The sequence below is a fragment of the Serratia sp. DD3 genome, assembly GCF_000496755.2.
The window spans coordinates 15,908-38,643 of the sequence record NZ_AYKS02000027.1; the positions used below are offsets into that span (position 1 = coordinate 15,908).

The window sequence follows — 22,736 nt, forward strand, 5'->3', positions numbered from 1 at the left end:
TTTTATAGAATGTTTAGTGCTTTACCATCATCAAACGCTATAAGGCAAGGCGCACGGTAGGTAGCAGAGGGAGTACCACGCAGGAAGAGTAGCAAGCTAGAGCCAGTAAACTGGCTCCGAAGAAAGAGATTAAAGCGATAACAAGCGGGTCAACGAAGGGGCAAAGTAGTAACTGCCCGTCACTGGCTTACTGAAACGCAGCACCGCATCATGTTTGCCATCCAACTCACCAAACATGCTCAACAGCTGTTTTTCTATATTATGCAAGCGAGCACAGTAGGCAATGAAATAGAGGCCATGTTTGCCGCTGGCGGTACCATAAGGCAAGCTCTGACGCAGGATTTTCAACCCTTCCCCGTCCTCTTTCAGATCAACCCGGCTAACATGTGAAGTATCTGGCCGTTGATCCGCTGGCAGCTCCTCACTATCTTGCTTGGTGCGGCCAATGACCTTTTCTTGCTGTTCAGTGGTCAACCCTTGCCATGGACGACCCAAATTATGCTCGTAACGTTGTACCAGGACGTAACTCCCGCCGGCATCCTCTTCACCTTCACCAATCACCGCAACTTCGGCGCGTTGTTCCCCTTTCGGGTTTTCAGTACCGTCAATAAAGCCACTTAAATCACGATCTTCCACCCAGCGGAACCCATGGGTTTCTTCTTCAATATGGATCGCGGCACCAAAAGCAGCTAACGCCGCTTGTGCCAAGGTGAAATTGACGTCATGACGTAGTGACTGGATATGAACCAACATATCGCGCTGAGTTGCCGGTGCCAGCCCTTTGCCTAGCGGGACGAAAGGCTTCAGTTCTTTAGCACCTTGACCATTGGCAAGGGCATGCCAAATCTCAGAACCAAAAGCGACCACTGCGCCTAAATGGGCATCAGGAAATTTCTGCTGTAACTCACCTAGCACCTGACAAAACTGTTTGCAGCCCTGACGTACCTCGGCAAGTTCCCCTTGCAGCCTGGCTTCGAGAAAAATAGCAAACCGGCAATGCTCCAACAGAATACCGCTCTGAACCTGTGTCATATCATTATCCTCAACTTTCTGAATTCGTAAGCAGATCATTTCCCTACGAAAAATGCGTTACACCCTATATCTGGTAAAAGACGCAGCTCTACCCGAAGACAAAGCAGTTAACGGCAACCCGGCGATAAATTATTGTGCTTTCGCATGCCAGATAATTTTACTTACCGTCCAACTCTGCAGGATATTGTCAGGTGGAATAATCTCTTGCGGACCTGCCCATTGGCCGTTAAATACATAGCTGACATGGCGACTCTGAGTGGCTACGCACTCGACTTTGCCAGCATTATCACCTTCACCCGCTTTGCACGCACCATAAGCCTTGCTGAATAACTCACTAAATGGTGTGCCAAGTTTACTGCCCCATTCGGTAGGCACTTTACTGTCCATGACCTCGATCCGTTGTACCGACCCTTTAAATTCCCCAGTAATCACCAGCTTGACGTCATTCCCCGCCATCGCTTGAAAGTAGGAAACGACTTGCCCTTGATAGCTAGTCATACCGCTCAGAATTGGATAGTTATCCTGCAGGCCTTTGCTAATGGCTGAGGCTGTCATCGGTGTTGTCGCGGTGATATCACCGACCCCTTTCTCACTCACCACCATGCTGCTACTACCAAACCAATTAAACGGTGACAAGCTGGACCAAGAGAAGCTAGGCCAAGAGAAGCTGGAACTGCTAGAACACCCTGCCAGCAACAGCGGCAGCCCTAATAACAGCGGGCGAATAGTCATCAATAACTCCTTAATATAAAACATAATTTTAATACTCCACGTTACTTGGGTGTTGACTACACTCTGATACTCAGCACTTCCTGAGCCTCGTTCCTTCGGAGCCAGCACAAGCGCTGTTCAAAACACACAGCGTTTTGTCAAGAAACGCGAATTATTTTGAGTACAGATTAGCGACTTAAGCCCCATTACCGCAGGGCTCTAGCGTAAGTTGCCAGTTTGGAGTACAAAAATTGGGAAAAGTGCCACCAAAAAACAATTAACCCCGTTACCAGACACCCCATTGTCAGCCCCGCCACCCACTAGGTGCACTGACCTGCGTCAACTCGGTTCCACCGGCTGGGAAAAGCACACTATCAAGCGTTGATTCAGTAATAGATAGCTCAGCGCCAACGCATCAAGCAACACCAGGAGGATATCTACCGGAGGGACGTTCATCTCTTGCTGTTGCCACACGCCGTAAGCTGACCCCAGTAGAGCAACAGCCACAGCAATGACTAAGACCCAGCGCCAGCAACACCACAGACGGGGCCAATGCTGACGACGTCCACTGATGACAAAAGCCAGGGCAGCAGGTAGCCCCAGCAACATGCCAAACCAAAAGCGCTGAGTATCAGGGTAGAACAGTTGCAGTAACCCAGCCCCTTGGTCACGGGACACTCCTGCCATGACAAACAGTATCCAGGTACGCGCCTGCAGAATTAATACTCCCCAAAACCACCATGGTAAACGCAATACACCATGCTGATCATAATCATCCGGTGAAAACCGGAGAACGGTGCGTTTCAAAGGTTGTTGCTTACTCATCTTATGACGTCAGTCCCCATTCTCAGACTTACTCTCGTTTATGCTTATCACTTGCTAAACTATAACGATATTATCTCTCTCGTAGGTAGCGACGACCCGTTGACGTTATCATTACCTCCTAGCTTAAGGATCACCCATGTCAATAACAGCAATGTGATCTCGCTGGCACAAATTTACCAGCGCACGATCACCTCAAAACCACCCTGCGCCGCATGACCAAAGCAAATCTTCATCTTATGTAGTGCTGCAATACGTTTAACAATCGACAGCCCCAAACCACTGCCGGTGCTTACTTGGCCTGGTGGCCGCCAAAATCGCTCCCCTAATCGCGTTAAAACCTCCTCAGTGACACCGGGGCCATTGTCACTGACCCTGAACTGATGCTTCTCGAGCGTCACTTGTACCACACTGCCGCACGGACTGTAGCGGATGGCGTTATCGAGCAGATTGCGTACCAGAAGCTCAATCAATAACGGTTGTCCGGTGTAAAGTCCATTATCTACCTCCAGATTGAGGTGTATATCAACGCCCGCCTGTTGCGCTACAGGGTAAATATCCATCACTGCCGACTGTAAAAGTTCTGCCATTGCGATAGCCTGAACTTCCTCCAAATGATCCAGTGAATCTAGGCGTGACAGTATAAGCAGTTGTTCCACCAACCGACTCGCACGTTCAATACCCGTATTCATCTGCAACAATGCTTTTTCAAGCGCCTGCTGATCCTCCATCACCAACTGTGCGACATCCGCCTGTACTTTTAATGCAGCAAGTGGGCTACGTAGTTCGTGAGCAGCGTCGGAAGTAAAGCGGCGTTCACGCAGCATCAGTGCCTGAATACGTGAAAACAGTTGGTTAAGTGCATCAACTAGCGGGCGCACCTCCCCTGGAACCTGCTCGGTATCCAGGGGTTCGTCGGCATCGGCTGCACGGTTAAGTAGCGCATTGGCCAGTTGCTTAAGTGGCTGTAGTTCCCAACTCAGCAGGATTATCAGTGATAAAAACATCAAGGGCAGCGCAACAAGCCAAGGCTGCAGTTGCGACAAAATAATCTCCAGCGCCATCTCTGTACGGTATTCTTTCTCCTGCCCTACCACAATCCGGTGTTGTTTATCAGGCGTGCTGAGCCACAAAAAACGCCATTTGTCGTCATCATCTTGTAACTGTCCATCCTTAAACCCTTCATGTTGATAATGCCAAGGGATCTGCGCGCCATTTTCCCCATCATGTAGAATTCGTTTGCCTTCGGCGGTAAAAACAGCAAAAGCCAGTGCATCGTCGTCCGAATAACCGCCAGTATCCTTTTTCATCGGATGTACTACCGACTTTGATGCATTCAACCCACTAAAGTCCATTGCACTGATACGCTTGGCAAACAACAACTGTTGGGTGTCGAATAACTCATTCAATTTATGCGTCGTCTGCTTCCAAGCCACAAAGCTGGCGCAACCCCAGGCGACGACAGCTAGCGACAGAAACAGTAATGTCAGACGCACACGCAAGCTCAGCCGTTGTGTCCGTTTCATGCCTCCCCCAGTGTGTAACCAATACCATGAACTGTGCGAATGAAGGTACTACCCAGTTTGCGTCGTAAATGGTGTACGTATACCTCAATCGCATTACTGGCGATATCATCGTTCCAGCTATAAAGTTTTTCTTCTATAAGTTTGCGCGGCAGTACACGGCCCGCGTTACGTAGCAGCAATTCGAGCAAGGCAAACTCTTTGGGTTTTAGCATAAGTGGCTCACCATCAAAACTGGCGATTAACCGAACTGGGTCTAACGTAACCTTGCCGTGAGAAAGTTCACTTTGTGTCTGCCCATAAGTGCGCCGAATCAATACTTGCAAGCGTGTTGCGACTTCGATCAAAGCAAACGGTTTGCAAAGATAATCGTCCGCCCCTAAACGTAAACCATCCACCCGTTGCGACAACGCATCACGCGCGGTGAGAATCAATACGGGTTCTTGGCGATTATTCTCTCGCCATTCGCGCAAAATAACCAAACCATCTATTTCAGGTAAGGAGAGGTCGAGGATCACCGCATCGTAAGGCGCACTGAACAGCGCATTTTTCCCCTCACGCCCCGACGTAAACCAATCTACGCTAAAGCCAAGGCGCGTCAGCCCTACCTTGATACCATCACCAATCAACCTGTCATCTTCTACCAGCAGTATGCGCATCAGTATTCCTTTATTACACCTCTTCCGGTGTCAATCAAAGCGACTCATCACGCAGATGTACAGCAAAATATTTTCTTTTGACACCTTAAGGAATCGTTAAGAATTATGAGGTTTAATCACTGTGAAAACCAACAGAAAGGATCAACATGATGAAAAAATTCGCGATTAGCACGGTTATCTTTGCTTTATCTACCGCTCCAGTGTTTGCCGCTCAGCAAGGGGGATTTTCTGGGCCGCAAACCACAGCACAAGCCGGTGGCTTTGTTGACAAAAATCACAGCATCACCACAATCGCCAATGCCAAAGAGCAACGCGAAGGTACTTGGGTCAGATTGCAAGGCAACATCATCGAACGCGTATCGGATGATACCTATATATTCAAAGATGCCAGTGGTACGATCACTGTCGACATTGACCATAAATATTGGAAAGGCGTTACCGTCGCCCCACAGGATTTGATTGAGATCCAAGGTGAAGTGGATAAAGACTGGCGTAACGTGGAAATCGATGTAAAACAAATCAATAAAATCAATCCATAGTATTTTATTTATACTCGACATCCTTCAAGTTGCACGGGTGTTGGCTGTGTCCAGATACTAGGCTCGTCCTGAGCCGGGCCGCTGCCAGCAGCGTTCAAGTCTGCTCCCGGCAGACTTGTCGCACCAGTCACACTCGCACCAGTCACATAGTAGACTATGCTCTTGGCGACTATAGAACTTGCCGCCTACATGCAACTCGAATTATTTAGAGTCTATTAATACCTATAGACCTGTGATACTTCAAATGGCTTGAAACTCTTGTTGAGTCTTAGATACCCGGGACAATCGTACTGAGACCCGTTCCGACGGCTAACGCCGCTAGGAACCCTCAGCACGCCTTTCCTAATAACAGGCTTGGTCAAACATCTGCAAGTTGATCGGGTATAAAGGTTAAATTCAGCCCAATTGACTGGGTATTGTCGAGCTTGCCACAAGCGCTTAAAACCACTATTTTTTAATTCAATAAGACGTTTCAGCTGTTCGAACAATACCTTAGTCAATTATTAGGACACTATTTAGTATTCCTGATCCTCAATTAACCTTTTACCCAGGCAGGTTATACTCTGGATCTCGTAACCGATCTTTTCATACATCTCAATAATGGTATCGTTATCTTCACGTACCATCAGTTGAATTTTCGGGCAGCCTCGAGCGATCAGTTTTTTCTCCAGGCGGTTAATTAACGCATTGGCGATACCACGCCCACGATAATCGGGGTGAACCCCCAGATAATAGGCTGAACCACGGTGGCCGTCATAGCCCCCCATGACCGACCCCACCACTTCACCCCCCACTTCCGCCACTAAAAACAGTTCCGGATCGTGGTTCAATTTACGCTCAATGTCCATTTCAGGGTCATTCCATGGGCGCAACAAATCGCAACGCTCCCACAGCGTGATGACCTCTTCAAAGTCCTCTTGTCGAAATACGCGAATCTCCATCGGTGCTCACCACTGTTATTTAATCTGTTTACCTGATTATCGCGTGATTATTCTATGACGCAATATCAAACTGAAATTTGCCTCTGCTATCGCACAAATTACAGCGCCCTTAGCGGTGTACAGTGACTGCTTGGTGGTATTGTCCCCCTATTCCTTAACTAAGGGTTAAGCGAGCAAAAATTCGTTTTTTATCTTCTAGCCACGACTCAAATAAGGAATTACATAAAAATATCTTATGTTTTCACTGGGGCGCGTTTGACCGACAATCATCAAAAGCAGTATGCAATAATTTCTATTGATTCCTCTTTCAACGCAATGCCTTATATTTTAATAACTAATTAGAGGTATATGAAATTTAGTGCTGCTTCTCAAAATTCAATCAAGTCTTCAAGATCTCCTCGTAAATTGACCAAAAACAACATTTTTTATGTGGCCTATGTTATCCCTACAAAATGTGGTGTTGAAAATCTGTTCTTAACCGAACCTAACAACTAATAAAGTACTGCGTTAACGCAGACCAACTGGATGGGATGCTTATGAATAAGGTCAGCAATGTATTGACGCTATTTCTAGCAGGGATGATTACGGGGTTCTTGTCGTTTTCGGCACTTGCCGCCGAGGCACCGGGGAAGATTGAGGCCAGAAACGAAACTTTCTCTGCTTCTCACCCGGATCAATACCAATCTTGGAAAGCCACCGCTGAACAATCAGAGCGTGTAGACGCTTTAGCAGCAGACCCTCGTCTGGTGATTCTTTGGGCCGGCTACCCGTTTGCCAAGGATTACAATAAGCCGCGTGGTCACGCCTTTGCCATGACGGATATCCGTGAAACGTTACGTACTGGCGCGCCAAAAACAGCGGAAGACGGGCCATTGCCCATGGCCTGCTGGAGTTGTAAAAGTCCAGATGTCGCCAGAGTGATCGCCGAACAAGGGGAAGCGAACTACTTTCATGGCAAATGGGCGCGTGGAGGGCCGGAAATTGTTAACGACCTCGGTTGTGCCGATTGTCACAATACCGCTTCCGCTGATTTTGCCGCTGGCAAGCCCATGCTGACCCTTTCCCGCCCTTATGCCGATAGAGCCATGCAGACGATCGGTAAATCCTTTGATAAAGCGGGTCGCTTCGAGCAGCAATCTATGGTCTGTGGGCAGTGCCACGTCGAATATTATTTTGAAGGCAAAGACAAGGCGGTGAAATTCCCATGGGACAAGGGAACAACGGTGGATGACATGGAGGCCTATTACGACAACATCGCTTTCTCCGATTGGACCAACCCATTATCGAAAACACCGCTGCTCAAAGCTCAACACCCAGAGTATGAAACCTGGAGTGCCGGGATGCATGGCAAGAACAATGTAACCTGCATCGACTGCCATATGCCGAAAGTGCAAAACGCTGAAGGCAAGATCTATACCGAACACAAGATTGGTAACCCGTTAGATAACTTTGAGCATACCTGCAAAAACTGCCACACCCAAGATAAAGCCAGCCTGGAAGCGGTGGTGGCCAAACATAAGCACGACATTAACGAGATCAAATTGAAAGTGGAGGATCAACTGGTTCACGCGCACTTTGAAGCCAAGGCTGCCTGGGATGCTGGCGCAACCGAAGCCGAGATGAAACCTATCCTGACCCATATCCGTCACGCCCAGTGGCGTTGGGACTTTGCTATCGCTTCACACGGTATTCATATGCATGCACCGGATGTTGCATTGCGCATTCTAGGCACGGCGCTTGATCAAGCTGCACAGGCTCGCACTCAGCTCATCCGTTTGCTCGCCACCAAAGGGGTCACCCATGAGATAGCGCTGCCGGATATCTCTACCAAAGAAAAAGCCCAATTGGCTATGGGGATGGATATGCCGAAGTTGAATGCCGAAAAACAAGAGTTCCTCAAGACAGTCGTTCCCCAGTGGGATGAGCAGGCAAAGAAAGCCGGGCTGTTAAGCCATTAACCCCTTCGCCTCGTTCGCGGGGCGTAAAAAAATGGAGTCAATATGAGCGTACTGCGTTCGTTATTAGCTACCGGGGTGCTTGCCTGCAGTCTTTGGCTGACAGTATTACCGGTATCAGCACAAACCGAAAGTCCCGCAGCCAAACAGAATTCTGCGGAAGTTACCCTGCAACGGAACCCAGATGATGCCTGCTTACGTTGCCACAAGCCGCAACAAAGTGCGATGCATGGCAAACATGAGGGTGCCATCAACCCAAATAACAAATTACCGGTGACTTGCACCAACTGTCATGGAACCCCGTCATGGCACCACCGTGAAGGGGTCAAGGATGTAATGCGTTTCAACGAGCCGATGTTCGGTGTCGAGCAGCAAAACAGCGTTTGTCTGTCTTGCCATTTGCCCGAGGCATTGCAAAAAGCCTTCTGGCCGCATGATGTGCATCTAGCCAAAGTATCTTGTGCCAGTTGCCACCAACTTCATCCTGAGCAGGATAAAATGCAAGGGCTGAGCGACAAAGGGCGGATACAAATCTGCGTGGACTGCCATCGCCAACAGCAGCAGAACCCAGCGTTTAATCCAGCATCGGTCAAGCTGGATAAGGAGCAGCCATGAGCTGCTCACGGCGCCGTTTTATCGCAGGAATAGGTGTGCTGGCCATGACCTCTATGGCGGCGGAAAAACTCTTGGCACGCAGCATGAACGTGAACGGCATCCGCTACGGCATGGTTCATGATGAATCACGCTGTATCGGTTGTACTGCCTGTATGGATGCCTGCCGTGAAGTCAACCAGGTACCGGTGGGCGTTTCACGCCTGGAGATTATCCGCAGCGAGCCGATAGGCCAGTTTCCTGATGTGAAATACCGCTTTTTTCGCCATTCTTGTCAGCATTGTGAAAGTGCTCCGTGCGTGCATGTTTGCCCAACCGGGGCTTCATTCCTGGATGCTGCCAGTGGGATTGTCGACGTTAATCCGGATCTCTGCATCGGTTGTCAATACTGCATTGCGGCCTGCCCTTACCGGGTACGCTTTATTCACCCGGTAAATAAAACGGCGGATAAATGCGATTTTTGCCGCAAGACCAACCTTCGCCAGGGCAAGTTGCCTGCCTGCGTACTTTCCTGCCCAACTCAGGCCTTAACATTTGGCAACCTTGACGATCCTGATAGTGATATCTCGCGTCTGTTACAGCAAAAAACCACTTATCGCTACAAGATTGCATTAGGAACACACCCCAAAATGTATCGTGTTCCGTTTAAATATGGGGAGATAAGTCAATGACTTCTGCCTTCCATTTTGAGTCTCTGGTCTGGGATTGGCCCATTGCCATTTACCTGTTTCTGATTGGTATTTCTGCAGGTCTGGTGACTCTGTCCATCCTGCTGCGGCGTTATCATCCCGAGGACGGCTCCTCAAAAAGTCAGATCATGCTGACCACACTGTTTATCGCGCCCACCTCAATTGCGCTCGGACTGTTCATTCTGATTTTTCACCTGACCCGCCCGTGGACCTTCTGGAAACTGATGTTCCACTACAGCTTTACCTCTGTGATGTCGATGGGCGTGATGCTGTTCCAGATTTACATGTTAGTGCTGGTGTTGTGGCTCGCGCTGATTTTCCGTGATGAATTGGCCTCATTGCAACAACGCTGGCTACCAAAGCTGTCGGTGATCCCAACATTGTTGGCTCGCCTCTTACCTTTGTTGCGGTCAATAGAAATACTGATGCTGGTCCTGGCAGTATTGTTGGGCGCTTACACCGGCTTCCTGCTTTCGGCATTGAAGTCTTACCCCATGCTAAACAACCCTTTGTTACCGGCGCTATTCCTGTTCTCCGGTATTTCATCGGGGATCGCGGTCGTCATGCTGGTGGTCACCCTCAGGCCCAAAGGCGATATCCACAGCCGTGAGATGCATTTCCTTCACCGCCTTGAAACACCCGTGGTATGGCTGGAAATTTTCCTGCTGGCTGCGTTCTTCATCGGATTAGCGCTGGGGGATGACGGTAAGCTACGTGCCTTATCGGCTGCGTTGGCTAGTGGTTTCTGGGCCTGGTGGTTCTGGTTGGGCGTAGTTGGCCTGGGGCTGGTTCTTCCGTTGCTACTGAAAGCCGTAGGCTGGGGTAAAACCCGGCTCCATATCCTGTTGATCAGCGGCTGTAGTTTGTGTGGCGTATTATTGCTGCGTTATTTTATTCTGTATGCCGGGCAAATGACGGTTGCCTGAGTGCTGTAACCAAATAAGGCAGGTTGTTGTGTTGTGGTTAGCCGAACTGGGATTTATTGCCTTATTACTTGCCTGTGTTGCGTCATTACTGTTGGCGAGCACCACGTTGTTTGCATTGATAAAACACCGTCAGGTGTTATTGCCAGTACGAGAATGGAGCTATGCCATTTTTGCCCTGATCGTACTGGCATTTGCCATTCTGCTGCTGTTGTTTTGGCGTAATGATTTTTCCGTGTTGTACGTTGCCCAACATGGCCATCGTCAATTACCGCCCTTGATGAAAGTCGGCGCATTATGGGGCGGGCACGAAGGCTCGTTACTACTTTGGTTGTTGTGCCTCAGTGGTTGGTCGGCCTGCTTTGCCCTGTTCAGCGCTAAATCAGAGCGTTCTGTGCAGCCTCTCCCCCTGGCCATTCTGGCGTTGATCAACGGCTGCTTCCTGATTTTTATTCTGTTCTTCTCCGATCCTTTTGTTCGTGTCTTTCCTCCTGCAGTTGAAGGGCGCGATCTCAATCCCATGCTGCAACATATCGGCCTGATCTTACATCCTCCATTGCTTTATCTGGGCTATGGCGGGTTTGCCATTTGCAGTGTATTGATGTTGTCCTCCTTGCTGCGAGGCACATTTACTGCAGAGACTGCTCGGCAGTGCCTGCTCTGGGCCAAACCTGCATGGTGTTTTCTGACTGCCGGGATCATTTTGGGGTCATGGTGGGCATACAGCGAACTGGGCTGGGGCGGCTGGTGGTTCTGGGATCCTGTCGAAAATGCCTCTTTATTGCCTTGGCTGACGGCCAGCGCCTTATTGCATAGTTTGGCAGTTAGCCAACGTACCGGTGGCCTGCACCATTGGTCGATACTGTTAGCATTGGGCACCTTTATACTCAGCCTGCTGGGCACCCTGATCGTTCGTTCCGGCGTGCTGGTTTCGGTGCATGCCTTTGCACTGGATGAGCTGCGTGCATTGCCCTTGTTTATACTGTTTACTTTCCTAAGTGGCGCGTCGTTCCTGGTTTATGCATTGCGAGCTAACCGCCAGCAGGCTTCAACAACCAAAGCTAGCCCGGTGCTGTTGGGTGCACTGCTATTATTCAGCTCTGCCGCGCTGATTGTACTGGTCGGTACCTTGTACCCGATGTTTTACCGGTTGATGGGATGGGGACAAATTTCGGTCGGCGCCCCTTATTTCAACCTGGTGCTGTTACCGTTTGGGCTGTTTGGCTTGCTGTTAATGTGTTACGGCGGGTTCGATCGACAGCGGTTACCACAATGCATTGCCCATGCCGGCGTGCTGCTGACGGCGTTAGGCATTGCAAGCTCAGCGCTGCAACGCCATGAAATCAGCCAGAATGTCTCTGTCGGCGAAACTGTCTCCCTGGCAGGGTATGAATTTAAACTTCGCTCAGTCGACCTATTGGCTCACCCCAATTTCACCAGCGAACAGGCCATTATCGATGTTTCGCAGCAAGGCAAACTGGTGGCTCAACTGATGCCAGAACGGCGGTTTTATACCGCCCGTCGGCAACAGATGTTTGAACCGGGTATCGACTGGAATGCGTTTCATGATTGGTACGTGGTGATGGGCGAAAAAAGCGGAGAGCAGCGTTACGCCATGCGTTTCTATGTGCAGAGCGGGATCCGCTGGATCTGGTGGGGAGGTGGGCTGATGATCATCGGTGTGTTGGCAAGCGGTTGGCAAAGGAGACAGGCATGCGCTGGCTAGCTTTCTTGTTGTTGTGGGGAAACATAGCGTGGGGAAGCATAGCGTGGGGAAGCCTAACGTTACCACTGGCGGCGCAGATTGTGGATACTTGGGCCTTTACCTCACCAGAGGTTCAAGACCAAGCCTTGGCTGTAGCGGCTCAGATACGTTGCCCTCAATGTCAGAATCAGAACTTACTGGAGTCTAATGCCCCGGCGGCCGTGGCAATGCGTCACGAAGTATTCGCCATGACCGAGCAAGGGAAAACAGCAGACGAGATCCTGAATTTTATGACCGCGCGCTACGGTAATTTTGTCCGTTATCAACCGCAGTTAGAACGCTCTACTCTCGTACTTTGGGCGCTTCCGGCAGTGATGCTGGTGTTGATTTCGCTAGTGTTATGGCGGCGTAGGGACAGGAAATGAAACGAGGCACTTTTCATCTGTTGTTTATCGGGTTGGTACTTGGCATCAGTGCCTGTTGGTATGCAGCCAGTGGCCGCCCAGCCAGCGTGCTCACCGAGATACACAAACCGGTTCAGCCCCTCTCGCCCCAAGAGCAGAATGAACGCCAATTACAGCGGTTGCAGCAAAAAGTCAGTCAGTCCCCGCAAGACAGTGTCGCATGGGCCGAACTGGGGGAATATTATCTCTACAACGATAATTTTGCCGATGCGCAGATTGCCTATCAGCAGGCGCTAACCCTGCGCGGCGACAATGCAGAATTATACTCAGCACTGGCTACCGTGCACTATTACCAGGCTGGGCAACGCATTACCCCACAGGCAAAGAGCTATATAGAAAAGGCCCTGGAGTTGGATAAGAATGAAGTCTCGGCATTGATGTTGTTAGCGGCCGATGCCTTTTCCCATGCTGAATATGCCAAGGCGATAGCCCTGTGGCAACAGCTGTTAGACAGCCAATCACCACGGGTAAACCGGCCACAACTGATCGAGGCCATCAATATGGCGAAGTTACTGCTGCGGTAGCAGTAAATCACGCGATGCGAATTATTTTGGGTCTATATTCTAACTGCAATTTAAATAATCTTAAGTGTATACTTATTTAGTGCTCTCAATATATCTGTACTCAATAGTCAGGAAATAAATAGCAATAGTTCTCAAGTCGATTAATCATCGTCGATGCGCTATAACGTCGCGGCGATCAATTTATTGAGTTGGAGATGTGTGTGATGAAAAAACAAAATAAACCTTATTTTAATTTTGCCCCCCTCACGACTTCAACAACACGTCGGCAATTACTGTTATCAGGTTTGGCTTTCGCCTTACTCGGTAGTAAAGCGGCCTACGCCCAAACCAGCAATAATCGTGGCGGTATGTTGCGTAACCAGCGCAGCCAACCAACACCCAAGCAGGCGGGCAGTAAAAGATTAGTCATGCTCGACCCAGGGCACGGGGGTATCGACTCCGGCGCGGTAGGGCCTGAAGGTTCAAAGGAAAAGCATGTGGTATTGGAAATTGCCAACCATGTGCGCCGTTTTTTGCAGCAACATGATCAGGTGGAAGTGCGCCTGACACGGGAAGTTGACGAGTTTGTCCCGCTATTTCGCCGTGTAGACATCGCTCATCAACATCGGGCCGATCTGTTTATCTCGATCCATGCTGATGGTTATACCAGCCCAGACGCTGCAGGGGCCTCCGTATTCGCCCTTTCCAACCGGGGTGCCAGCAGCGCGATGGCTCGCTATCTCTCCAGCCGCGAAAATGCCGCTGATGAAATTGCTGGTGGCAAATACCGGCAGCAGGACAATTATCTGCAACAGACACTGTTCGATTTGGTACAAACCGATACTATCAATAACAGCCTGACGCTAGGTCGCCACGTGTTGGGGCAGATCCGTCCGGTACACCGTCTGCATAGTGACAGTACCGAACAAGCAGCATTTGCGGTGTTGAAGTCCCCGTCTATTCCTTCAATTCTGGTAGAAACCTCATTTATCACCAATCCTTACGAGGAACGCCTGCTAGGCACCACCGCTTTTCGTGAGAAAATTGCCCATGCGATTACGGATGGTGTGATCAACTTTTTCCAATATTATGATGCACACCAGCGAAGACCGAGCTAGTCTGTCACGCACAAAATAGAAATGACCACAGCCACATCCGGTAAATCGCGGATCACAGGGGAATAATAATGCAGATTTGGGTTGATGCGGATGCTTGTCCCAATGTTATCAAGGAGGTCCTGTTTCGTGCTGCCGAGCGTACCGCGATACTGGTTACCTTGGTGGCCAATCAACCTGTGCGTACCCCCCCATCGCGATTTATCAATACATTGCAAGTGCCAGCAGGTTTTGACGTTGCGGACAACGAAATCGTGCGCCTTTGTCAAACCGCCGATCTGGTGGTCACTGCCGATATCCCACTCGCGGCAGAAGTCATAGAAAAAGGGGCTATTGCCCTCAATCCTCGCGGTGAACGCTATACGCCAGACACTATTCGTGAACGGCTCAATATCCGTGACTTCCTCGATACATTACGTTCCAGCGGTATTCAAAGTGGTGGGCCAGCGCCGCTTAATCAACGTGAGCGCCAGCAGTTCGCTAATGAATTGGACAAATGGCTACAGCAAGCCAAGGGATCTTTGCGCTGATAACGCCTGCCATCATGTGACAAATATGTGAATATTGTGTGAGCGACAGCTCAAAAACAAACCAATTTCGTGCTGATTTTTCCGTTAAAAACGCATTAAAAACCCATAATCACCCCCCTACTCATCATCAATAAAAAAATAACCTACTGATAAATAAAAATATTATCAGTAATGGCTATTTTACTGCTAATGAATAATCATGCCCCCAGCCCTAGTTGCGCTTACCTGTATATACGGGTATATGTTAAAAAATGATTATTACACTGATGGTGTAGCCATAGGGATAGACCCATCCCTATCTACATCGTCTTAATCTAGAAGGATCTTATCCTATGTATGCTTCAAACACATTTGCGCGTACTGAAGTACAAGCCCTCAGTAGTTACAATGCCGGACTCTCTATTGAAGCGGTACAAGCAAAATATGGTGTTTCACAGGTCGCCAAACTGGGCAGCAATGAGAATCCATTGGGGATTTCGCCAAAAGCCTTAGCCGCCTTGACGGCAGAAGCCCGTAATAGCGCACTTTATCCCGACCAATCTTGCCATCTATTGCGCACCGCGCTGGCTCACAAACTGGCTATTGATGAAAAACGTTTGGTTTTCGGTAATGGCTCTGAAGATCTTATCAGCATACTCTGCCGGGTATTTCTCGATCATGGGGACCAGGTGGTCACCATTTTACCGTCTTTTGGCCTGCATATTATCTACCCACAAGCGGCTGGCGCTGAAGTGATCGGTGTTCCCATGGGGCCCGATATGCGTATTGATGTACACGCATTGATGGCTGCAATAACACCGCGCACACGCATGCTGATGTTCTCATCCCCATCTAACCCAGTGGGTTCAGCACTTAACGGGGATGAACTGCAATATGTGATTGATCACTTGCCAGCCCATACTCTGCTGGTATTTGACGAGGCGTATTTTGAATATGCCAACGGTGAAACGGATTATCCCGACTGCCTGAACATATTACAGAACAGCCAATGCCATTACGTGATTTTAAGAACGTTTTCTAAAGCTTATGCGTTAGCGGGATTACGCATCGGCTATGGTATTACCAGCGATGCCACATTGGCAGACATGATTGACCGACTCCGTACTCCTTTCAATGTCAACCGCTGTGCTCAAGCGGCAGCTGTTGCTGCCCTGGCAGACACGGATCATTTGCTTGCCAGTGTCGAACATGTTCGCAGTGAACGACGCCGTATGGAGCAGGTTTTACAGCAGCATTTAGGGTTACAACCGATTCCATCGGTCACTAATTTTATATTTCTTGCCAGCCCAGTGGCGGTAAATACGGTGAATACGGCCTTATTGCAACAAGGGGTGATTATTAAACCTTGGCTTGAAACAGGCTATGACCGTTTTTTACGTGTTTCCGTTGGCAGCCGTAATGATAACAATATGTTCCTTCAGGCACTTGAGAAAGCGTTACACCAATAAATAGTGCCCGGTGATTTGGCTAACCCACCTTCGTTTATTCAGGTTGTATTCCCTACAACCTGAATATCGAAGGTTATAGTGAAATAGCGCCAAATCCTGAGAGATATATTCTACTCAAGAATAAGGATAATTATGACCACGACTAAAGCCACACCATTAATAGAATCACGCATCATCGATTTTATCCCTGAAAATGAAAGGCATGGCAGTCCATTCAGCCAATTTACCCTCTGGTTTGGTGCCAACCTGCAAATTACCGCTATTGTGACCGGTGCATTAGCGGTGGTTCTTGGTGGGGATGCCTTTTGGTCCATTATCGGTTTAATGATAGGCCAGTTAATTGGCGGGGTCATCATGGCGTTGCATGGTATGCAAGGGCCAAAACTCGGCTTACCCCAGATGATTTCCAGCCGAGTGCAATTCGGTGTGCTTGGGGCCTCTATTCCGATTGTCTTAGTCTGCGCACTCTACATGGGGTTCAATACCATCGGTATTATCCTAGCCGGGCAAGCGATCTCCCATTTGGCCAGTGTCAGCAATACTGCCGGGATATTGACTTTTTCTGTCATCATTATTATCTCTGCCATGATTGGTTACCGCTTTATTCATCGTCTAGGGCGTATAGCAACTATCTTTGGCATCGTGGCATTTACCTATCTTTTTATTCGCCTGCTGTCTGTTAATGATATTTCTTTACTGCTGGATAACCGTTCTTTTGCCTGGGATAAATTTCTGATTGCTATTTCGCTATCTGCATCGTGGCAAATTGCGTTTTCTCCTTATGCATCTGACTACTCGCGCTACTTACCCAGTAATACACCATCGTCGAAAGTTTTCCTCGCTATCTGGTTAGGATCGGTTGGCGGCTCGCAAATTTCGATGGTACTGGGGGTGTTTGCCGCTGCATTAGCGGGCAATCACTTTGCTGGCAATGAAGTTGGTTATATCGTCAGCCTCGGGGCCAACGGTATCATGGCTGCCCTGATCTATTTCAGCATCGCTTTTGGTAAAATCACCATCTCGACACTGAATGCCTACGGTTGCCTAATGTGTCTGACAACCATTATCAGTGGTTTTAAAGGCCATATCAGCTACAATAGATACCAGCGACTTGCGGTGGTTATTTTTATTGTTGGTGTTTCTACCTGCCTGGCGTTTCTGGCTAAAGATGATTTTTTAAACGCGCTCAGAGCATTTCTGCTGTTCTTACTCGCCCTCTTCACCCCCTGGGCCGCCATTAACCTCACTAGTTTCTATTTTGTTGCTAAAGGTCATTATGACAAGGCTGCATTGATGGATCCGAATGGCTGCTATGGTCGCTGGAATATTTTCGGTATCAGCATCTATTTGCTCGGTGTGCTGATTCAGGTCCCATTTATTTCCACTACACTGTATACCGGCCCGCTGTATGATTTTATCGGCACAGATATCTCCTGGATTGTTGGATTAATGATACCAGCCATACTCTATATTACCTTTGGCAAAAACGTTGCTCTGCGGCAGGCTACCGCCACTTAAGGCCAATATATCGCCTGACATCTCGACGGCAAGCTGCCAGCCGAAACCTCAAGGATGAGGTTTATTCATTCATCAAGTTGCTAACCTTGCCATTAACGCAATAGTAAGGATACGTTGATTTAAGCGTCTATTAAGGGTATACCTATTAGCCATATAGACGTCTAAATGGATGAATGACCATGCAATCTGTAGCGCCCATTGAAGGGAAGTTCAAACGCACCATGAAAACCCGGCATCTGGTGATGCTGTCTCTGGGTGGTGTTATCGGCACCGGGCTGTTTTTCAATACTGGCTATATCATTTCCACTACCGGGGCACTCGGCACCTTGTTGGCCTATTTAATCGGTGCCTTGGTGGTTTATCTGGTGATGCTGTGTCTGGGGGAGCTTGCCGTCGCCATGCCGGAAACCGGTGCATTTCATATCTATGCGGCACGCTATCTTGGCCCAGCCACGGGCTATACCGTCGCCTGGTTATATTGGCTCACCTGGACGGTGGCGCTAGGATCCAGTCTCACCGCCGCGGGTTTCTGCATGCAATACTGGTTTCCACAATCCCCAGTGTGGTTGTGGTGTTTGATCTTCTGCACCATCATTTTTCTGCTTAATACCATTACCACCCGCTTTTTTGCTGAGAGCGAATTCTGGTTCTCACTGATCAAAGTGATCACTATTCTGGCCTTTATTGTGTTGGGTGGTGCTGCGGTATTTGGTCTGTTACCGATGAAAGACGGCAGCCCCGCCCCCTTCCTGCATAACCTGACTTCATCCGGTTGGTTGCCCCATGGCACATTACCCATTCTGATGACCATGGTGGCGGTCAATTTTGCCTTTTCCGGTACCGAACTGATCGGTATTGCCGCCGGTGAAACCGAAAATCCAGAAAAAGTCATCCCGTTGGCTATTCGCACCACGGTATTGCGTTTGGTGGTATTTTTTATCGGTACCGTATTTATTTTGGCGGCGTTGATCCCAATGGAACAGGCGGGTGTGGTTAAAAGCCCCTTTGTGCAGGTATTTGAACGTATTGGCGTGCCTTATGCGGCTGATATTTTTAATTTTGTTATCCTGACGGCGATTCTCTCCGCAGCGAACTCCGGGCTGTATGCGTCAGGGCGGATGTTGTGGTCGCTAGCCAATCAACGTACATTGCCAGCCTATTTCTCGCGCCTGAATGCTCGGGGCATTCCCATCAATGCACTGACTTTCAGTATGCTCGGTGGTGTACTGGCCCTACTGACCAGCGTGATCGCCCCTGATACCGTGTTTGTCGCACTGTCTGCTATATCCGGCTTTGCGGTAGTCGCCGTATGGCTGAGTATCTGTGCCTCACACTATGCTTTCCGTCGCCATTACCTGCGCAGTGGTCAACCGATAGAAGGGCTGAAGTACCGCGCCCCAGGTTATCCACTAACCCCAATCGTCGGGTTCATACTCTGTTTATTGGCTTGTATTGGTCTAGCATTTGATCCAGAACAACGAGTGGCCTTATTTTGTGGCCTGCCATTCGTTGCTCTCTGTTATCTGGTCTATTATCTGACGCGCAGCAGCGGTCAAAAAGGCACACTGAATAGCGGAGAAGAACATGTCAGTTAATAACCCTCTCACCCCACTGCTGGCGAATAACCGCACCTTGGTGCTAGACGGTGCCCTCGCCACTGAGTTGGAAGCGCGCGGCTGTGACCTCAGTGATCCGTTGTGGTCAGCAAAAGTGCTGATTGAAAACCCGCAACTGATTTATCAGGTACATCTTGATTACTTCAATGCAGGGGCACAATGCGCCATTACTGCCAGCTATCAAGCGACACCACAAGGCTTTCAACGCCGTGGACTCAATGAGCAGCAGTCGCTGGCACTGATCGCCAAAAGCGTAAAACTGGCACAACAGGCGCGAGATGATTATCTGGCTCAACAGCCGCAAGCCTTGCCGTTGTTGATCGCCGGTTCTGTCGGCCCTTATGGTGCTTATCTGGCAAACGGCTCGGAATATCGTGGCGATTACCATTTGCCACCCAATGAAATGGCGGCTTTCCATCGCCCTAGAATCGCAGCACTGGCCAAAGCAGGCGTTGACCTGCTGGCCTGCGAAACCCTGCCCTCATTGGCTGAATTACAAGCACTGCTTAAACTGTTGCACGAATTCCCCACCTTGGGCGCCTGGTTCTCCTTCACCTTGCAAGACAGCCACCACTTGAGTGATGGTTCACCGTTGAAGCTGGTGATGGAGCGGCTGGCGGACAATCCGCAAGTGTTAGCGGTGGGGATCAACTGTATCGCATTGGACAGTGTCACCCCGGCGTTACAGCAATTGGCGACATTGAGTGATAAACCGTTAGTGGTTTACCCGAATTCTGGCGAACACTACGATGCGGTCAGTAAAACCTGGCATGGTTGTGGCACAGAGCAAAACCAGTTGAACAGTCAAATCAGAGAGTGGCAGCGTGCGGGTGCCCGGTTGATCGGCGGTTGTTGCCGCACCACTCCGGCAGATATTCAAGCTATTGCGCAACAGTGCCATTAATAGATAGATAGATAGGTAGATAGATAACCCGCCTGGTCGCCAACTTAAGCGACCAGGCGGGGCTACTGATTACAGTGCTGTCGTCTGCGCCTCCACCACCGCCAGCGCCACCATGTTGACTATGCGGCGTACTGAAGCCACCGGCGTCAGGATATGTACCGGTTTAGAAACCCCCATCAACACCGGCCCTACGGTCACCCCTTCAGAAGAAGAGACTCGCAGTAGGTTATAACTGATACGTGCCGCTTCCATATTCGGCATGATCAGGATATTCGCCGCGCCTTTCAGTGGGCTGTCAGGCATCAAGTTATGACGAATGCTTTCCACCAGGGCAGCATCACCATGCATCTCACCATCAATCTCCAACTCTGGTGCCCGCTCACGTACCAACGCCAGCGTTTCACGCATTTTGGTTGCCGTTGGGCAATTGGCAGAGCCAAAATTGGAATGGGATAACAGGGCTACCTTCGGCTCAATACCGAAACGCCGCACCGTATTGGCCGCCATCAGCGTGATTTCTGCCAATTGTTCCGCCGTTGGGTCATCGTTGACATAGGTGTCAGTGATAAATGTATTGCCACTCGGTAGCATCAGCGCATTCATCGCCCCCGCCACATGCACCCCATCACGGAACCCCAATACCTGTTCCACCACCTCATAATGTTCATGGTAGCTACCGATGGTGCCGCAGATCATGGCATCGGCTTCCCCACGGTGCACCATAATGGCGGCGATCAAGGTGGGATTAGCCATCACGGCACGGCGCGCCTGCTCCTGTGACACACCACGGCGTTTCATCAGTTGATAATATTCTTGCCAATACTCTTTAAAACGCGGATCAGACAGGTTATTCACCACATCAAAGTCTTTACCAGGCGTCAATTGCAAGCCCTGTTTCTTCAGACGCATTTCGATAACGTCCGGCCGCCCGATCAGAATAGGATGTGCCAACCCTTGTGCCACCAGCTCTTGCGTAGCATGCAGTACGCGCTCTTCTTCCCCTTCTGCCAGTACCACACGTTTCATGTCCTTCTTCGCCTGCGAGAAGATCGGTTTCATAAACAGGTTGGTTTTGTAAACAAACTGGGTCAGATGTTCTACATAGGCGGCAAAGTTTTCAATCGGACGCAAGGCGACACCGGAATCCATGGCCGCCTTGGCCACTGCCGGTGCAATTTTGACAATCAAGCGGGGATCAAAAGGCTTTGGAATAATATATTCTGGGCCAAAGCTCAGATCCTGATCACCATAAGCGGAAGCCACCACATCACTCTGTTCCGCCATCGCCAGATCAGCAATGGCATGCACACAAGCCAGTTTCATCTCTTCGTTGATGGTGGTAGCCCCTACGTCCAGTGCACCACGGAAGATAAAGGGGAAACAGAGAACGTTATTGACCTGGTTAGGATAGTCGGAACGGCCGGTACAAATAATGGCATCTGGGCGGACCGCTTTAGCCAGCGGCGGCAGGATTTCCGGTTCAGGGTTAGCCAACGCCATAATCAGCGGGTCTTTGGCCATGGTTTTCACCATATCCGGCGTCAAAACGCCAGGGCCGGAGCAACCTAGGAAAATATCGGCGTTAGGAATCACTTCCCCCAGCGTGCGCAGGCCTTGGTCTGCAACGGCATACACGGCTTTGTTATCTTCCATATTGGTGTCACGGCCTTTATAGATAACCCCTCTGGAGTCACAAACCGTAATGTTCTGCTTGCTCATCCCCAGTGCGACCAGCAGATTGAGGCAGGCAATGGAAGCGGCACCGGCACCTGACACCACCAGTTTGACGTCAGCGATATTTTTCTTCACCACTCGCAAGCCGTTCAACACTGCGGCGGTGGTGATAATCGCAGTACCATGTTGATCATCATGGAACACCGGGATCTTCATGCGTTCGCGCAGTTTCTTTTCAATATAAAAGCATTCTGGTGCCTTGATATCTTCCAGGTTGATACCACCAAAGGTCGGCTCCAGTGCGGCGATGATGTCGACCAGTTTATCGGGATCATGTTCGTCCACTTCGATGTCGAACACATCAATACCGGAAAACTTCTTAAACAGAACCCCTTTTCCCTCCATCACCGGCTTACCCGCCAGTGCGCCGATATTCCCCAGCCCCAGTACCGCCGTGCCGTTGGAGATCACCGCCACCAGGTTGCCTTTTGCGGTGTACTTGTAGGCGGCCTGTGGATCGTCAGCAATTTCCAGGCAAGGCGCTGCTACGCCGGGTGAATAAGCCAAAGCCAGATCGCGCTGCGTAGCCAGTGGTTTAGTTGGCGATACCTGAATCTTCCCGGGGATGGGAAACTGATGGAAATCAAGAGCACTCTGTTTGAGTTGTTCGTCCATTATGGGGTCCTTGTTTTCTACTATGTATGTTGAGGTAAAGCATTAATCTGCAACCAGTATAGTGAGATAAATGTTCCAAACTTTGAAGCACCCCGTAACCTTGAGTAAAATTCGCAAATAAAAGTTCAATTACACTTATCGAGCACCATTATTTTGTGTTACCGGTGTGGCGATGGCC

At 49.6% G+C, this 22,736-nt stretch carries 21 protein-coding genes; 14 read left to right on the top strand and 7 right to left on the bottom strand.

All coding sequences use genetic code 11. The annotated features are described in order from the left end of the window. Positions 1-129 precede the first annotated feature (129 nt). From IO95_RS03885 to qseB, 5 genes are all read right to left on the bottom strand, one after another. Positions 130-1,032, bottom strand: a complete 903-nt coding sequence (locus IO95_RS03885; RefSeq protein ID WP_023492611.1) for a Dyp-type peroxidase — start codon at positions 1,030-1,032, stop codon at positions 130-132. 129 nt (positions 1,033-1,161) lie between these two features. Continuing rightward, positions 1,162-1,764, bottom strand: coding sequence for an RpoE-regulated lipoprotein (locus IO95_RS03890; protein ID WP_023492610.1), 603 nt, complete (start codon positions 1,762-1,764; stop codon positions 1,162-1,164). Positions 1,765-2,082: 318 nt separating this feature from the next. Continuing rightward, a complete protein-coding gene (locus tag IO95_RS03895) occupies positions 2,083-2,568 on the bottom strand; it encodes a DUF2919 domain-containing protein (RefSeq protein WP_023492609.1) in 486 nt (161 codons plus the stop codon). A gap of 173 nt (positions 2,569-2,741) precedes the next feature. Then, positions 2,742-4,091, bottom strand: a complete 1,350-nt coding sequence (gene qseC, locus IO95_RS03900; protein ID WP_023492608.1) for a quorum sensing histidine kinase QseC — start codon at positions 4,089-4,091, stop codon at positions 2,742-2,744. Further along, entirely contained in the window at positions 4,088-4,747 is a 660-nt protein-coding gene (gene qseB, locus IO95_RS03905; protein WP_023492607.1) for a quorum sensing response regulator transcription factor QseB, read from the bottom strand. The genes qseC and qseB overlap by 4 nt, the downstream gene beginning before the upstream one ends. A 149-nt stretch (positions 4,748-4,896) precedes the next feature. Between qseB and IO95_RS03910 the strand changes: the two genes are divergently transcribed. Next, entirely contained in the window at positions 4,897-5,286 is a 390-nt protein-coding gene (locus tag IO95_RS03910) for a YgiW/YdeI family stress tolerance OB fold protein (RefSeq protein ID WP_037383948.1), read from the top strand. Positions 5,287-5,801: 515 nt separating this feature from the next. Here the strand turns inward: IO95_RS03910 and IO95_RS03915 are convergent. Next, positions 5,802-6,227: a GNAT family acetyltransferase gene (locus IO95_RS03915; RefSeq protein ID WP_023492605.1), complete on the bottom strand. Its 426-nt coding sequence runs from the start codon at positions 6,225-6,227 to the stop codon at positions 5,802-5,804. A 578-nt stretch (positions 6,228-6,805) separates the two neighbouring features. Here IO95_RS03915 and nrfA point away from each other — a divergent pair. The 13 genes from nrfA to mmuM all read left to right on the top strand — a co-directional run bounded on the left by nrfA (position 6,806) and on the right by mmuM (position 20,209). Next, entirely contained in the window at positions 6,806-8,185 is a 1,380-nt protein-coding gene (gene nrfA / locus IO95_RS03920; RefSeq protein WP_200874149.1) for an ammonia-forming nitrite reductase cytochrome c552 subunit, read from the top strand. Between the two features lie 42 nt (positions 8,186-8,227). Continuing rightward, a complete protein-coding gene (gene nrfB, locus IO95_RS03925; RefSeq protein WP_023492603.1) occupies positions 8,228-8,797 on the top strand; it encodes a cytochrome c nitrite reductase pentaheme subunit in 570 nt (189 codons plus the stop codon). Further along, on the top strand, positions 8,794-9,465 hold the full coding sequence (nrfC, locus tag IO95_RS03930; protein ID WP_023492602.1) for a cytochrome c nitrite reductase Fe-S protein: 672 nt from the start codon (positions 8,794-8,796) through the stop codon (positions 9,463-9,465). Before nrfB ends, nrfC begins: the two co-directional genes overlap by 4 nt. Next, complete coding sequence (gene nrfD / locus IO95_RS03935; RefSeq protein ID WP_023492601.1) at positions 9,462-10,409, top strand: cytochrome c nitrite reductase subunit NrfD; 948 nt, start codon at positions 9,462-9,464, stop codon at positions 10,407-10,409. Before nrfC ends, nrfD begins: the two co-directional genes overlap by 4 nt. A 28-nt stretch (positions 10,410-10,437) precedes the next feature. After that, positions 10,438-12,132, top strand: a complete 1,695-nt coding sequence (gene nrfE / locus IO95_RS03940; RefSeq protein ID WP_023492600.1) for a heme lyase NrfEFG subunit NrfE — start codon at positions 10,438-10,440, stop codon at positions 12,130-12,132. A gap of 38 nt (positions 12,133-12,170) precedes the next feature. Beyond that, positions 12,171-12,536, top strand: a complete 366-nt coding sequence (nrfF, locus tag IO95_RS25765; RefSeq protein WP_037383959.1) for a heme lyase NrfEFG subunit NrfF — start codon at positions 12,171-12,173, stop codon at positions 12,534-12,536. Then, positions 12,533-13,099, top strand: a complete 567-nt coding sequence (locus IO95_RS03950; RefSeq protein ID WP_023492598.1) for a hypothetical protein — start codon at positions 12,533-12,535, stop codon at positions 13,097-13,099. The genes nrfF and IO95_RS03950 overlap by 4 nt, the downstream gene beginning before the upstream one ends. A gap of 203 nt (positions 13,100-13,302) precedes the next feature. Beyond that, positions 13,303-14,196 carry an N-acetylmuramoyl-L-alanine amidase AmiA gene (gene amiA / locus IO95_RS03955; protein WP_023492597.1) on the top strand — a complete coding sequence of 298 codons (894 nt, stop codon included), beginning with the start codon at positions 13,303-13,305 and terminating at the stop codon, positions 14,194-14,196. A 68-nt stretch (positions 14,197-14,264) separates the two neighbouring features. Continuing rightward, positions 14,265-14,723 carry a YaiI/YqxD family protein gene (locus IO95_RS03960; RefSeq protein ID WP_023492596.1) on the top strand — a complete coding sequence of 153 codons (459 nt, stop codon included), beginning with the start codon at positions 14,265-14,267 and terminating at the stop codon, positions 14,721-14,723. 332 nt (positions 14,724-15,055) lie between these two features. Then, positions 15,056-16,171: a histidinol-phosphate transaminase gene (gene hisC, locus IO95_RS03965; protein WP_023491099.1), complete on the top strand. Its 1,116-nt coding sequence runs from the start codon at positions 15,056-15,058 to the stop codon at positions 16,169-16,171. A 132-nt stretch (positions 16,172-16,303) separates the two neighbouring features. Continuing rightward, the gene (locus tag IO95_RS03970; RefSeq protein WP_023491100.1) at positions 16,304-17,689 is read left to right on the top strand and encodes a cytosine permease; all 1,386 of its coding nucleotides are present in this window, start codon (positions 16,304-16,306) and stop codon (positions 17,687-17,689) included. A gap of 179 nt (positions 17,690-17,868) precedes the next feature. Further along, entirely contained in the window at positions 17,869-19,284 is a 1,416-nt protein-coding gene (gene mmuP, locus IO95_RS03975; protein ID WP_023491102.1) for an S-methylmethionine permease, read from the top strand. Continuing rightward, entirely contained in the window at positions 19,274-20,209 is a 936-nt protein-coding gene (gene mmuM, locus IO95_RS03980; RefSeq protein WP_023491104.1) for a homocysteine S-methyltransferase, read from the top strand. Before mmuP ends, mmuM begins: the two co-directional genes overlap by 11 nt. A 69-nt stretch (positions 20,210-20,278) precedes the next feature. Here the strand turns inward: mmuM and maeB are convergent, their stop codons facing one another. Beyond that, entirely contained in the window at positions 20,279-22,558 is a 2,280-nt protein-coding gene (gene maeB / locus IO95_RS03985) for an NADP-dependent oxaloacetate-decarboxylating malate dehydrogenase (RefSeq protein ID WP_023491105.1), read from the bottom strand. Positions 22,559-22,736 lie beyond the last annotated feature (178 nt).

What these genes read in the sequence shown, in the direction of transcription:
- IO95_RS03950 (WP_023492598.1), top strand. Translation starts at nt 12,533, where the DNA reads ATGAAACGAGGCACTTTTCATCTGTTGTTTATCGGGTTGGTACTTGGC.
- IO95_RS03970 (WP_023491100.1), top strand. Translation starts at nt 16,304, where the DNA reads ATGACCACGACTAAAGCCACACCATTAATAGAATCACGCATCATCGAT.
- qseC (WP_023492608.1), bottom strand. Translation starts at nt 4,091, where the DNA reads ATGAAACGGACACAACGGCTGAGCTTGCGTGTGCGTCTGACATTACTG.
- nrfB (WP_023492603.1), top strand. Translation starts at nt 8,228, where the DNA reads ATGAGCGTACTGCGTTCGTTATTAGCTACCGGGGTGCTTGCCTGCAGT.
- nrfD (WP_023492601.1), top strand. Translation starts at nt 9,462, where the DNA reads ATGACTTCTGCCTTCCATTTTGAGTCTCTGGTCTGGGATTGGCCCATT.
- maeB (WP_023491105.1), bottom strand. Translation starts at nt 22,558, where the DNA reads ATGGACGAACAACTCAAACAGAGTGCTCTTGATTTCCATCAGTTTCCC.
- IO95_RS03885 (WP_023492611.1), bottom strand. Translation starts at nt 1,032, where the DNA reads ATGACACAGGTTCAGAGCGGTATTCTGTTGGAGCATTGCCGGTTTGCT.
- IO95_RS03960 (WP_023492596.1), top strand. Translation starts at nt 14,265, where the DNA reads ATGCAGATTTGGGTTGATGCGGATGCTTGTCCCAATGTTATCAAGGAG.
- IO95_RS03895 (WP_023492609.1), bottom strand. Translation starts at nt 2,568, where the DNA reads ATGAGTAAGCAACAACCTTTGAAACGCACCGTTCTCCGGTTTTCACCG.
- IO95_RS03890 (WP_023492610.1), bottom strand. Translation starts at nt 1,764, where the DNA reads ATGACTATTCGCCCGCTGTTATTAGGGCTGCCGCTGTTGCTGGCAGGG.
- qseB (WP_023492607.1), bottom strand. Translation starts at nt 4,747, where the DNA reads ATGCGCATACTGCTGGTAGAAGATGACAGGTTGATTGGTGATGGTATC.
- hisC (WP_023491099.1), top strand. Translation starts at nt 15,056, where the DNA reads ATGTATGCTTCAAACACATTTGCGCGTACTGAAGTACAAGCCCTCAGT.
- IO95_RS03915 (WP_023492605.1), bottom strand. Translation starts at nt 6,227, where the DNA reads ATGGAGATTCGCGTATTTCGACAAGAGGACTTTGAAGAGGTCATCACG.
- mmuM (WP_023491104.1), top strand. Translation starts at nt 19,274, where the DNA reads ATGTCAGTTAATAACCCTCTCACCCCACTGCTGGCGAATAACCGCACC.
- amiA (WP_023492597.1), top strand. Translation starts at nt 13,303, where the DNA reads ATGAAAAAACAAAATAAACCTTATTTTAATTTTGCCCCCCTCACGACT.
- IO95_RS03910 (WP_037383948.1), top strand. Translation starts at nt 4,897, where the DNA reads ATGAAAAAATTCGCGATTAGCACGGTTATCTTTGCTTTATCTACCGCT.
- mmuP (WP_023491102.1), top strand. Translation starts at nt 17,869, where the DNA reads ATGCAATCTGTAGCGCCCATTGAAGGGAAGTTCAAACGCACCATGAAA.
- nrfA (WP_200874149.1), top strand. Translation starts at nt 6,806, where the DNA reads ATGATTACGGGGTTCTTGTCGTTTTCGGCACTTGCCGCCGAGGCACCG.
- nrfC (WP_023492602.1), top strand. Translation starts at nt 8,794, where the DNA reads ATGAGCTGCTCACGGCGCCGTTTTATCGCAGGAATAGGTGTGCTGGCC.